The following is a 12,638-nucleotide window of genomic DNA, read 5'->3' as shown; positions in this document are numbered from 1 at the left end:
CTCTCACTCACATCATGCAACTCGCTCAACTCGATACCCCCGCGGCGATCATCGATATCGCCAGGATGCAGCGCAATATCACCGCGATGCAGGCGCGCATGGACGCGCTCGGCGTGAAGTTCCGTCCGCATGTGAAGACCACGAAATGCCTCGATGCCGTGCGCGCGCAAATTGCGGCCGGCGCGCACGGCATCACGGTATCGACGCTCAAGGAAGCGGAACAGTTCTTCTCGGCCGGCATCACCGATATTCTTTATGCGGTCGGAATCGCGCCCGCGAAGTTGCCGCGCGCATTCGCGCTCAGGCAGCGCGGCTGCGACCTGAAGATCATCGCGGACAACGCCGCGGCGGCGCGCGCGATCGTCGACTATTGCAAGGCGGAAGGCGCATCGTTCGAAGTCTGGCTCGAGATCGACACGGACGGGCACCGCTCGGGCCTCGCACCTGACGACGACGCATTGATCGACATCGGCCGCATCTTGCAGGAGGGCGGCATCGGCGTTGGCGGCGTGTTGACGCATGCCGGCTCCAGCTATGAACTGAACGAGCCCGACGCGCTCGCCGCACTCGCTGCCCAGGAACGCGACGGCTGCGTGCACGCGGCCGAACGTCTGCGTGCAGCGGGCATTGCTTGCAGGACCGTGAGCATCGGCTCGACGCCGACCGCCCTCGCCGCGACCCATCTCGAAGGCGTCGACGAAGTGCGCGCGGGCGTCTACGTGTTCTTCGATCTGGTGATGGCGAACGTCGGCGCATGCACGACCGATGAGATTGCGTTGAGCGTGCTGGCGAGTGTCATCGGACATCAGCCCGACAAGGGCTGGGTCATCGTCGATGCGGGATGGATGGCGATGAGCCGTGACCGCGGCACATCGAAGCAGACACGCGACTTCGGCTACGGCCTGTCCTGCGCCCTCGATGGCACGCCGCTGCCGGGCTGCGAAGTCGTCGGCGCGAATCAGGAGCACGGCATCATCGCCGTCGCCTCAGGCGAGGATCTCACGCGACGTTTTCCCATCGGCATGAAGCTGCGCATCCTGCCGAATCACGCGTGTGCGACAGGCGCCCAGTATCCCGAGTACCACGCGCTATCGAGCGATGGCAGCACCGCCGTATGGCCGCGCTTTCACGGCTGGTGATGATCGGACTTCATCCCGCGAGGCTGTGCGTGGGCTGATTCGGCAAGCGCACACGAAAGATCGCGAACTTGCCCTCGCGCGGATACCCGTTGAAGAAGTTGGTTTCGTGCAGATGGGAATCCGCGATGTAGAGATAGCCCTTCGAGTATGCGAAGCCATCCGCCCATGACAGCTCGCGATGCTTGCCTACAAGCGTGTGCTCCCTGAGCGCGGGCTTGCCATCGCGCTCGATCACGTCGAAGCCGACCACCGTGCGTTTCTCGAGATCGCCGCCATACAGCACGCCCGCCGGACTCATGATGAGGCCGCCCGTCAGTGCGCCATCGCCGAGATATTGCACGCGCTGCGCCAGCGCCTGGGCGGGCAGCGTGTCGTCGATGAGCGCGGCGGTCTCGATGCGCCAGTAGTGATGATCCGTCAACGGCCGGTAGTACAGCCACTTGCGTTCCGGCGACAGCGCGATGCCGTCGGTTTGCAGCACCAGCACGCTGCCGTCGAGCTTGCGGGCGGGCTGGTCGCGGAATATCAGATGTTGTGCGGGATCCGACACGCTCGAACGATCGCCTGCAAGCAGCAGCCGTGAAGCGCCGCTCCGGAGGTTCGTCGCCACTACGCCGCCCTGATTGGCCGCGTTGCTGATGTACGCGAAGCCATGCGTGTGATCGACGCGTATGTCGTTGAGCGAATCCTTCGGCGTGACGAGCTTGCCGTAATCGAACTGACGCACGATTTTGCGCGTGGCGAGATCGAACTCGACGAGTTTCGGCGGCTGACGTGTCTGATCCACCGAAGGCAATGACGAGTCGAGCGCCCAGAGATGATCGTGCTCATCGACCCATAGCGCCTGAAGCGAGATCCATTGATGCGCACCGTCTTCATCCGGCTTGAACACGTTCCAGCTTTCATCCGGAAAGGGCGTGAGTGCGCCGGTGTCCGGATCGACCTCGACCATGCTGTAGCGCGAGCGCTTCACGGACGAAGGCGCGGTCGCGAACACGCGACCCTGCTTCGATACACCGATGCCGACCAAGCGGAAGTCATCGTCGAACGTGGCGACGGTTTCGAGCTTGGGCGCAGCGGCATGTGCCGTTTGCTCGAAGCCCAGCGTCGCAAGCGCGCCGGCGCCCAGTGAAGCAAGCACGCGTCGACGCATCGTGCGGTGCGCATCCCGATCCTTCATCAAGCGTCTCCTTGTGTGTCAGCGTGGATCCCTCGAGTACCGCTTGATGCTAGGAAGGCATGCCTGGGCTGTCAAGACGCAGCGCGTCTTTGCCACATGATGAGCGAGCCGAATACGATGCCTGCGGCCAGGCTCGTCAAGCCGCTGTAACGAACGAGTCCGAGCGCCCATCCGTCCTGATCGACGATCAGGCGCAATGCGAGCACCAGCCCGCACCACCCGGTAATTCGCAAGCCACGCGACGTTCGCGGCGACCATTCGCGGCCCCATACGGCTTGCTGGTGGCGGTCCATTGAAGCGGCCAGACACGCGAAGGCGATCAGGCAGAACAGGAAGGTCAGGAGGTGCATCATGCATTCTCCTCTTCGCGCTCGGCGGTCATCACGCGCGCGGGCGCTTCCTTTCGCAAAGCCTTCACGCGCGGACGATGATGTGTGACACGCCGCGCCAGCGCGGCATGCAGCAGCGCGAAAGCCAGCATCATGAGATCGAAGCCCGCGAAGACCCAGTCGCCTTGCGCGATGCTGCGCCAGAGCGGACGGTCCGTGGTCAGCGCATTGAGCACGGGCAGCAGCGCAAGCATTGCAGCGGCAAGCCACAGCAGTTCGATCCACGCGCGTTTGGCCGGACGCATCATCGCGTACAGCAAGGTCGCGGCCCATACCGTGAAGAACACGTTGATCTCCGCTTCATCGCGCGCGGCGATGCCCACCGGCAGCAGCCGGTTGCCCCACAGGAAGCTCGTCATGGCAACCGAGAGCCCCGCAATGCTCGCGATATTGAGGCGCTCGACCAGACGGAAGCCGAAGTAAGGACGCGCCGGATCGGGCAGCTTCTGACGGCGCTTGACGGTCCACATGACCAGCCCTGTGCCGACCATTGCCGTACCCGCGAGGCTCACGATGAAGTACAGCCAGCGCAACTGCAGATCGCTGAAGCGTCCGAGATGCAGCGCATAAAGCACGCCGCGCGTTTCAGCCGCGCCGCCGACATGATCCTTCACGTCGATGAGCTTGCCGCTCACGCCGTCGAAAAGCAGATACTGCGGACTCATCGACACGCGTTGCGCCTCGCCGCGTGAAACCGCTACGCGCGCCGTGCTGTCGCCCGGATTGGTGATGGTCACGCGTCCGACCTTGTCGCGGCCCCAGCGCGCTTCGGCTTCGCGCACCATGGCATCGACGGGCGCGAGCGCGGCCTTCTGCCCGGACGGCTTGCCGGGCTGGATGAACGCGCTCAACTGCGACATCATCTCCTGCCGTTCCGCCGGCGTCTTGAACGCGGTCTGCGCGCCCCATGGCATATACATCGCCATCAGCGTGACGAGACCGGTGTAGGTGATCATCGCGTGGAACGGCAGGCCGAAGACCGAGAGTGCGTTATGCGCGTCGAGCCAGGAACGCTGGCCCTTGCCCCAGCGGAACGTGAAGAAATCGGTAAAGATTTTTTTGTGCGTGATGACGCCGCTCACGATCGCGACGAGCATGAACATCGCGCACAGGCCCGCGAGCCAGCGGCCCCAGAGCACCGGCATGTAATAAAACTGGAAATGGAAGCGATAAAAAAATTCGCCGCCGAGCGTCTTGCGCGCGCTGCTGCGCTCGCCCGTGGCCGGATCGAAGCTCGCCTCCTCGAATGCGCGCCTGCCGTTCGCCTTGGGCGGCGCACGCCAGAAGGAGTCGATCACGCTGGTGCGCTCATCCGGCAATCCGAAGCTCCACTGCGGACTGCCGGCGGCGATCGAGCCGAGAGTCGTGGTCACGCGCTGCGCGACCTGTGCGGGATCGGGCAAGGCGCGCTGATGCGGCTGCTCGGGGCGCATCCATTGCGAGGTCTCGTCCTTGAAGTAACTGACGGTGCCGGTCAGGAACATCGCATAAAGAATCCAGCCGGCCAGCAGACCCGCCCATGTATGCAGGTCCGACATGGTCTGGCGAATGCCGCGTGCTCGCGGTTGAGCGTCATGCGTGGCCTTCACGATGCGCTTCCTCCGGACCACACGCTCCACGACGCAAGCAGTAACGGCAGCGCCGCGATCACCAGACCGCCCCAGGCGCGCCGCGCGCTGCGCACGGCGAACACCCAGATCACCGCGCACACATACACGATGAAACTCGCGAGCATGCCGGTGAGCACCGCTTGGGGCTTGCTCATCGGCAGAACGAGCGCCGCGACGCTCGTGAGGGAAGCGAGCGCATAGCCGCCCAGAATTGCGGCAACGATGCGGGAGATCAGCGGCCCGTGTTTGCCGATTGCTGCGGGGAGTCCCGTCCCGCCTGCTGTGGCGTGTGTCTTCAACTCAGTTCCTTGGATACGTTCGCGCCACTGCGCCCGCGCGAATCGAACCGGAACGCCGGATCGCACTGCGCGGTTTCAAAGCTGTGGGTGAGATGATCGGGCTTCGATCGAGCCCGGATGCGTGACTGGAACTGCTGATGTCGCCGCTTTCCAGGCGCGCTGCGTGATGACGACGCACGCTGCCCGGCTCCGGCCCGATGAGCCAGCAAAAGTGACGTAAATGATAACGCTTATTATTAACCTGCGTCGAGACTTGTCATGCGACGCTTAAAAACCGGCGTGAATTGTTCCGACGACGCGACTACTCACTATCGCCCGTGAGCCATTTTTTAGTGGCGTGATAGCCGCGTTTCGAGGTGTCTGCGACGGCGTGTCCCGCCGTTTTCGCACCCTGACCGATAGCGTGCGCCGCGTCGCGGGCTGCATGGCCCGTCTGGCGCCCGGCCGATTTGACGTCTTCCTTGAATCCATGGGCACCCTTCGCGAAGCTGGCGTGAGCCAGCGGGCTGAGCGCCGCGAGCGCCAGCGAGAGGATAAGGAGCTGGATTTTTTTCATGGACCGAATTCTCGCATAAGCGTTCGTGTTTCTCTTTTGCGGCATGCCGAGCGGGTTGCTGCTTGCTCGACGAAAGTCTCCCGGTGCTTTTACCCGGAACGTCGATGCATCTTCCTAGACTTCCAGGCGCGAAACGGCAAGCCTGAAAACCCTGATCATCTGCGCACTGACTCGTGCTTATGGAGAAGAAATTACTTCGTACAAAAAAAAGATTAAAGATTTGCAAAAGCCGGGCTCAGGCCGGACAAAGGCGCGTCGATAACATGCTTAAGAAGTACCTGTTCCAATTTTTAGCGGAACGCATTCCGGAAAAATGCGGAACAGGGCTTCTCACCCGGGCACACGGGAAGATTAAAAACAGAACCTGAGAGCAAACGCCAGGCATCGGCCAGCGAGAAGCGCCCCGCAAGATGGACCCGTCCTTGCAAGCAAGCCGGATACGCTTGTCGCGCCTCCCGCTGACCGATGGCCCGGTGATTGGAAAAACCGAGGAACATCATGAAACGCGTCTTCAAGCGCTATCTCGCAGACACACGCGGCATCACCGCCATCGAGTACGGACTCATTGCCGGTGTGCTGGCTCTTGGCATCATGACTGCCGTGGGCGACGTGGCGGATCAGCTCAAATCCACCTTCCAGAATATCTCGACCGCGCTAAAAGGCGTTTGATTCGCTTTAACGCGCATATCAGAAATTAACTCGCCTTCGGGCAAACCGCGATCACAAGTCGCGGGGGACCGCGCTCGCCTGTGGAAATAGCACAGACAGGCTGGCGGTTATCTCAGCACGTCATTAAGGATCAACTGGTCCCGATATTCGTGCTTTTACGCAGTCCGCCGTTTTTTTTCAACGTATGTCGGGAAAAAATCGGTGCAGCAAACATAACCAGATATCTCTGAGAAATGAAGACACTTACGTTTCATAGCGAAACCATCCGCATGACCGCCCTGGCCGGGGCGGTAGCGGCACTCCTCGCGTTGTCGGCCTGCGGCGGTTCGGGCTCCGTCAACAAATCGACCGGCGGAACGGCGAATCATACGGCGAGCACTACCGGCGCCAATGGTTCCTCCGCCTCCGGCGCGCGTGACTCGTCCGGCATGGCCGGCACCGAGGGCAACGGCACAACGCTCGAAACCAGCACCGGCGGCAACGATGCCGGCACGCCGGTAACGCCGGTCACCACCACGGCCGGCAACGGCGGCAATGGTGGCAATGGCGGCAAGGACACCGGCGGCGACGGCGGTGGCACGCCCGTCATCAAGAACGGTCCGACAGCACAGCCGATCGCGCAGGTCGTCGACAAGACGAGCAACATCGTGACGGCTGCGGGCGGCACGGTAACGGATCTCGGCAACGCGCTCGGCGACACGAAGCCGATCGGTCTCGGCGACAACACCACGAAGAACCTCGGCGGCGTCGTCTCGAACCTGGGCGCGGCAGTGACGACGCTCGGCAATGGCGTCGGCAACGGCATCGGTTCGATCGGCGCGACGACCAATCCGGTCGGCACGACCGTGGCGAGCGTCGGCGGCGTCGTGCAGCGCATCGGCGACGCGGTCACGAGCGGCGGCAATGCCGTGACGAGTTTGAACACCGGCGCGCTCGCCCCGCTCGCCGCCGTGACGACGCCGGTCGGCGCGCTGGTCAGCGGCGTCGGCACGGGCGTGAACCAGTTGGGCGGCAATCTGACGACCGCGCTCACGAGCGCCCCCGTGCAGCAGTTGACACAACAGGTCAGCACGACCATCACGCCGATCACCTCGCTCGTCAGCACGACGACGCAGACCGTGGGCGCCGCGACCGGCCTCGGCGCGCCCGTCTCCACGCTGCTGTCGAACGTCGGCGCGGGCCCCGTCAGCGGCGGCCAGAAACTGTCCGCCGGTGGCAATCCGGTTGCGACGGGCGTGGGCTCGCTCGTCTCGGCGACGGGCACCACGGTGGCATCGGCGAGCACGCTCGTCGGCGGCACGCCGGCGACTTCGATGCCTTCTGCGATCAGCGGTGTCGTGTCCGGCGTGACCACGGCAACCGGCACGGCGCCGGTGGTCAGCGCGGCCACGGGCGTTGTCAATGGCGCGGTATCGACGGTGACGGGCGCGGTGTCGGCTGTCACCGGCTCGACGGCAGTGGCGGGCGCCCTCGCGCCGGTCACATCGCTCGTCAGCACGGTCACGACCGGCGTGAAGACGCCGGCCGCGCCCGCAACCATGACGATGGCCGTGCCGGTCCCGGCAACCGCAACCACCACCTCGACCACGACCTCGACCGTCTCGGCGACGACGACGCTCACGGCGAGCACCACCTCGGGTGGCACGAGCGGCTCGACGGGCCTGCTCGGCGGCCTGACGTCGACGCTCGGCAGCGTCCTCGGCGGCGGCGGAATCAAGAAGTAAGGCAACGGCGCACAGCGGCCCGGTTCCCCGCACGTCGGACGCCACAAGATGCGTTCGGCGCGCGGCACCTGGGCCGTGCGTTGCAAAAAAAACCAATCACGATCCAAGCTAAAAAAATGTTCAACTGGAAAGCGGCCGCAGTCGCGGCGGCGCTTGCGTTCGTCCACGCCGCGCATGCGCAGAACGCGCCGCGCCCGAGTGTCGGCGGCAATCCGCTCGAAGCCCTGCCTCAGGTCAACGCGCCGGCACGCGCGCCGGCGGTCGAAGTCGAGGTGCAGGCGCCGCAGCAACAACTGCAGGACTTGCTCGCGCGGCACATCACGCCACAATCGATCCAGATCGAAGGTGTGAAGTGCCTGCCCTTCGAGGAAGTCGCGCAACGCTTCAAGAGCCTCGTCGGCACCGACATCACGATCGCGCAGCTGATGGAAACGGCCAACGGCGTCACCGCGCTCTACAAGGAGCGGGGCTATGCGCTGTCGTTCGCGTTCGTGCCCGCGCAGGCCTTCGAGAACGGCGTCGTGCGTGTGACGATCGTCGAAGGCTACGTGGCCGACATCAGGATCAAGGGCGAACCCGGCAACCTGGAAAAGCGGATTCGCGCGGTCGCGCAGCATATCGCCACGGACCGCCCGCTGCGTCAAAGCACCTTCGAACGCACGATCAACCTGCTCGGCATGATTCCCGGCGCGAAGATCGACGCCACCATCGCACCGCCGCAGAACACCGACGGCAAGACGACGCTCGAACTCAACGTCACGCGCAAGCGTTTCAATCTGTCGAGCGGCATCGACGTGAATCATCCAGGCGTGCAGGGCATTTTCAGCGCCACCGAGAACGGTCTGCTCGGCCTGGGCGAATCGATCACCGCATCGGCACTCGCGCCCCCGGGACGCAACGACCAGACTTACTACGGCATCAACGCGATGGTGCCCGTGGGCGCCGACGGCCTCGCGTTCAAGGTGGACGCCTCGCATTACTACGGTCATCCGGTCGACAACCCGGGCCTGCCGTCGTACATCGAGCGCACGGTCATCAACGACAAGCTCGCCTTCTCGGCGGTCTATCCATTCGTGCTGAGCAACAAGCGCAGCGTGCTCGGCACCGCGAGCGTCTATGCCACTCACGACGAAGATCGCCTGAAGAACATGGCGGTGGCGAGCAATCCGCAGCTCACGAACCGCTCGCAGATTCGCGTGGCGCAACTGTCGCTCGACTACACCGGCATCGACACCGGCATGACGCGCCGCGCCAGCCTGAACGTGGCGAAGGCAATGAACATCCTCGGCGCCTCGAAATCGGCCGAAACCAACATCACCGGCCTGGCGCTGACGAACCCGGTGTCGCTTACATTCCTGCGCACCGGCGCGAGCTTCTCGCAGACCAATGAATGGCCGTGGAAGATCGGCTCGGTGATCTCGACAACAGGTCAGTTCTCGCCCGACACGCTGCCCACGTCCGAGCAGATTGCGTTCGGCGCCCAACGTTTCGCGCTCGGTTATCAGCCGGGCGAAGTGTCGGGCGATTCGGGCTGGGGTGCATCGTTCGAGCTGAACCGTCCGATCGCGCTCGAATGGACCTGGCTGAAAACGCTCACGCCGTATGCATCGATCGACGCCGCACGCGTCTACCTGCATGGCGGCACGCCGAATCCGCGCCGGCTCTCGTCGGTGGGCGTGGGATTTCGCGTATCGGATGCGAAGCACTACAGCATCGATTTGTCGTTGGCGCGGGCCATCGGCGATGCGCCGATCGAAAGCCCGTCACGTAGTCCGCGCGTGAATGCGACTTTCTCGTACCAGCTGTATTGAGCGTGCCCGTCCCGGCAATCCCGCCACTTTTTTTCGAGCTGGCGGGAAACGCCGGATTTCGGCGCGTGGAAATGAGCGTGAGAAAACAGATCGCGGAGACGATCGCCGGTATCGTCCACATCGACAGGCCTTGCATCACGGTGAAACGCGCGACCTCGGGGAGACGTGTACCGCAGCCTGATCGATTACACAAATCGCCCGCTTGCGGGCCGCTGCTCATTGGCCGGAGGCTTCGGTGCCCACTGGAATCGTGTTGGTCTTCACGCTCGCCATGCTGTGCGCGGCGAGCGCCGTCATGACGTGGGTCTGTGGCGCGCTCAGGCACGACGCACGGCTCGCGAAGCGCATCCTCGGTCGTTGCATGACGCCGCCCGCTCGCCTGTTGCGCGAACTCGACGATCAGATGCACCGCTCCAACGTACGGCATCCCGGCCTGGCGCTGGCGCTATGGGCGGTCGTCACCGGGGCAGTCGCCATTTTGTGCATCACGCGCGATGCGCCCTTGGCGGCGGCCCTTGCCCTCGCAGCCTCGTCGCTGACGTGCTATGCGTGGCTCGCATGGCGTGCGCGGCAGTGCCAGCGGCATATCGTGCGCCAGTTGCCTGCGTTCCTCGAAGGCATCACGCGCCGGGTCGATACGGGTCACAGCATCCCGGCCGCGTTCCAGGCAGCCGCCGCGAGCATGCAGGCGCCGCTTTCCGCATGCCTGGAACGGGCCGTTCCACAATTTCGCATCGACGCAAACATCGATCAGGCGCTGGCGGCAGCCGCGCGCACTTATCGCGTTCAGGAATTTGAACTGATCGGCGCGGTGCTGCAGGTTTCGATGAAATTCGGCGGAGGCTCGGAGCGAGTGCTCGATCGCATGGCGTCGAGCCTGCGCGACCTCGAACCGGACAAGCAAGCGTCGACCAGCCCCCGCGCAGTTGCTTGGATGCCCGCGCTGTTAGCCTTGCTGCCCGGCTGCGCCGTCATCGCCCTCAATCCGGAATATTTCGACTCGATGTGGACCGACATGCTCGGCAGGAAGCTGGTCTATGCCGCGGTCGTCATGCAGGGCATCGCCGCGTATCTGCTGTTCCGGCAGGCGCGGCTGGACGACTGAGATGCGCGACCGCAAGAACGGCCGCGCTTGCAGAAACAATCAGCAGGAAGTCGGCCGCACGCGTTCCACTTCGAGACCGAACATCGGGCGCAGGCGCGTGCCCAGCACGTTTCCGAAGAACGCAGCGACGAGCCACAACCAGCCGTGCAGGCTGCCCGACACGATGCCGCTGAAGTACGCGCCGATATTGCAGCCATAGGCCAGCCGCGCGCCATAGCCGAGCAACAGGCCACCGACGATGGCCGCCACCAGCGAGCGCAGCGGCACGCGCCACACAGGCGCATAGCGGCCCGCGAGCGCGGCGGCAAGCATGGCGCCGAGCACGATGCCGATGTCCATCACCGACGTCACATCGCGTGAAATCGGCGCGGCCAGGGCGGCTGCGTTGGCCTTGCTCATCCAGTACGGCCAGCTGGCGGTATCGACACCCATCATTGCCGATGCCTTCGCGCCCCACAGCGCAAACGCCGACGTGATACCCCACGGCCGTCCCGACAGCGCCAGCGTTGCAAAGTTGAGCACAGCGAGCGCAATGCCGCCCGCCATCAGCGGCCACGGACCATGCAGCCACGGCGACGTGTGCGCCGGTTGCACGTGCGCCGCGACGAGCCTGCCATGACGGCGCTTCTCGATCACCACCGTCAGCGCGGCGATCAACGCGAAGACGAGCCAGTTGAGCGCGAGCGCAGGCCCTGCGCCCAACGTCTTGACTAGCGAGACGGGCTGCAGTTGCGGCATCGAGGTCCAGAACGGCATGTGCGCGGTACCGATGACCGACCCGGCGATGAACGCGACCAGCGTCACGATCATCCGCGTGCTGCCGCCGCCGACCGTATAAAGGGTGCCCGACGCGCAGCCGCCGCCGAGTTGCATGCCGATACCGAACAGGAAGGCGCCCACCACCACCGATGTCCCCGCCGGCGACACCAGTCCCGTGACCGGCATGCCGAACAGCGAGCCGGCTGCCAGCGCGGGGAAGAACAGTGCGACACCGACCGCGAGCATCAGCATTTGCGCGCGCAGTCCGGCTCCGCGACCATCGGCGATGAAGACGCGCCAGGCCGACGTGAAGCCGAACGCGGCGTGATAGAGCGTGACGCCGAGCAGCGCGCCGACCGCGTACAACGCGGCCTGACGCGCCCCGACGGTTTGGCCGAGATACAGCACGCCGAGCACGATCAGCAGCGCGGCGATGCCGAGCGGCTTCGGATCGATGTCGGTACGGCGTGGGAGAGAACTGGCGAGATCTGACATGACGAAAAAGTGAATCCAGAGTGAAAAAAAATCGCGGCAGCCGGGGATTGTCGCGTGTTTGAGCAAAATTCGCTGGCGGCCATTACGTTTTTTATCGGAACAAAACGTACGCGGCACGGTGCTTGCACCCAAGGTTCATCTGCTCTCACGCACTGGAGAACCGCATGTACATCGTCTGCCACATGATGTCGTCGATTGACGGCCGCAGTCTCACCGACAACTGGAACCTCGATTACGCATCGCCCACTTATGAGGAAACCGCCGCGAGTTTCAAGGCGGATGCCTGGGTCTGCGGCCGCGTCACGATGCAGGAAATCTCGCACGGCAAGGACCGCGACTATCCGCTCGGCATGGCAAAAGGTCCGATTCCCCGCACCGATCATTTCGCCGACCGCAACGCGAGTCAGTACGCCATTTCGATCGATCCCAAGGGACGCGTCGCGTGGAAGAGCAGCACGGCGCTGGATTCGCACGTCGTCGAAGTGGTGGCGGAGAGCGTCGAAGATGACTACCTGGCATATCTGCAATCGATCGGCGCGTCGTATGTATTCGGCGGCAAGGAAGACATCGAACTGAAACGGGTCGTCGATACGCTCGCGCGCGAATTGAAGGTCGGCAAGCTGATCGTCGAAGGCGGCGGCCATGTGTCTGGCGCGTTCGTCAATGCAGGCCTCGCCGACGAGGTCAGCGTGCTGCTGATTCCGCTCGTCGACGGTCGCGAGGCGCACACGTCCTCTTTCGAAGTATCGATGGAGCAATGGAAGAAGCCGGCCTATCTGAAACTGGAATCGGTCGAGAAACTGGATCGTGACGTGGTCTGGGTGCGCTATTCACGCGCCCGCTGACCGTCTCGGGATTTACCCGCTCCAATGCAGGCAAGCCGCAAAAAGCGCGGCTTGCGT

At 64.0% G+C, this 12,638-nt stretch carries 12 protein-coding genes; 6 read left to right on the top strand and 6 right to left on the bottom strand.

What is annotated here, in order from left to right; translation table 11 throughout:
- The first annotated feature begins 14 nt into the window (after positions 1-14).
- Positions 15-1,139 (top strand): alanine racemase, encoded by a 1,125-nt coding sequence (locus QCE64_RS23140; protein WP_310006453.1) that lies wholly within the window; start codon positions 15-17, stop codon positions 1,137-1,139.
- 10 nt (positions 1,140-1,149) lie between these two features.
- On the opposite strand, the gene QCE64_RS23135 is transcribed toward QCE64_RS23140, so the two are convergent.
- The 5 genes from QCE64_RS23135 to QCE64_RS23115 all read right to left on the bottom strand — a co-directional run bounded on the left by QCE64_RS23135 (position 1,150) and on the right by QCE64_RS23115 (position 5,173).
- Positions 1,150-2,319 (bottom strand): L-dopachrome tautomerase-related protein, encoded by a 1,170-nt coding sequence (locus QCE64_RS23135; RefSeq protein WP_310006450.1) that lies wholly within the window; start codon positions 2,317-2,319, stop codon positions 1,150-1,152.
- A gap of 71 nt (positions 2,320-2,390) precedes the next feature.
- Positions 2,391-2,672 (bottom strand): DUF3325 domain-containing protein, encoded by a 282-nt coding sequence (locus QCE64_RS23130; protein WP_309923962.1) that lies wholly within the window; start codon positions 2,670-2,672, stop codon positions 2,391-2,393.
- Positions 2,669-4,246, bottom strand: a complete 1,578-nt coding sequence (locus tag QCE64_RS23125; protein ID WP_309934180.1) for a PepSY-associated TM helix domain-containing protein — start codon at positions 4,244-4,246, stop codon at positions 2,669-2,671. The genes QCE64_RS23130 and QCE64_RS23125 overlap by 4 nt, the downstream gene beginning before the upstream one ends.
- A gap of 47 nt (positions 4,247-4,293) precedes the next feature.
- On the bottom strand, positions 4,294-4,617 hold the full coding sequence (locus tag QCE64_RS23120; RefSeq protein ID WP_309923959.1) for a DUF3649 domain-containing protein: 324 nt from the start codon (positions 4,615-4,617) through the stop codon (positions 4,294-4,296).
- Positions 4,618-4,918: 301 nt separating this feature from the next.
- A complete protein-coding gene (locus QCE64_RS23115) occupies positions 4,919-5,173 on the bottom strand; it encodes a hypothetical protein (RefSeq protein WP_310006447.1) in 255 nt (84 codons plus the stop codon).
- Positions 5,174-5,671: 498 nt separating this feature from the next.
- On the opposite strand from QCE64_RS23115, the gene QCE64_RS23110 reads away from it, so the two are divergent.
- The 4 genes from QCE64_RS23110 (at position 5,672) to QCE64_RS23095 (ending at position 10,482) form a co-directional block, all read left to right on the top strand.
- Positions 5,672-5,842 carry a Flp family type IVb pilin gene (locus QCE64_RS23110; protein WP_309923955.1) on the top strand — a complete coding sequence of 57 codons (171 nt, stop codon included), beginning with the start codon at positions 5,672-5,674 and terminating at the stop codon, positions 5,840-5,842.
- 233 nt (positions 5,843-6,075) lie between these two features.
- A complete protein-coding gene (locus QCE64_RS23105) occupies positions 6,076-7,566 on the top strand; it encodes a collagen-like triple helix repeat-containing protein (RefSeq protein ID WP_310006445.1) in 1,491 nt (496 codons plus the stop codon).
- Positions 7,567-7,682: 116 nt separating this feature from the next.
- Positions 7,683-9,377 carry a POTRA domain-containing protein gene (locus QCE64_RS23100; RefSeq protein ID WP_309923951.1) on the top strand — a complete coding sequence of 565 codons (1,695 nt, stop codon included), beginning with the start codon at positions 7,683-7,685 and terminating at the stop codon, positions 9,375-9,377.
- 235 nt (positions 9,378-9,612) lie between these two features.
- The gene (locus QCE64_RS23095) at positions 9,613-10,482 is read left to right on the top strand and encodes a pilus assembly protein (protein WP_310006443.1); all 870 of its coding nucleotides are present in this window, start codon (positions 9,613-9,615) and stop codon (positions 10,480-10,482) included.
- 39 nt (positions 10,483-10,521) lie between these two features.
- On the opposite strand, the gene QCE64_RS23090 is transcribed toward QCE64_RS23095, so the two are convergent.
- Positions 10,522-11,736, bottom strand: coding sequence for a YeeE/YedE family protein (locus QCE64_RS23090; protein ID WP_310006441.1), 1,215 nt, complete (start codon positions 11,734-11,736; stop codon positions 10,522-10,524).
- 164 nt (positions 11,737-11,900) lie between these two features.
- Here QCE64_RS23090 and QCE64_RS23085 point away from each other — a divergent pair, with 164 nt between their 5' ends.
- Positions 11,901-12,581: a dihydrofolate reductase family protein gene (locus QCE64_RS23085; protein WP_309923945.1), complete on the top strand. Its 681-nt coding sequence runs from the start codon at positions 11,901-11,903 to the stop codon at positions 12,579-12,581.
- Positions 12,582-12,638 lie beyond the last annotated feature (57 nt).

This window comes from Caballeronia sp. LZ043 (assembly GCF_031451075.1).
Classification (GTDB): domain Bacteria; phylum Pseudomonadota; class Gammaproteobacteria; order Burkholderiales; family Burkholderiaceae; genus Caballeronia.
The sequence above is the reverse complement of the archived record's forward strand: the minus strand, read 5'-3'. Positions and strand labels throughout refer to the sequence as shown.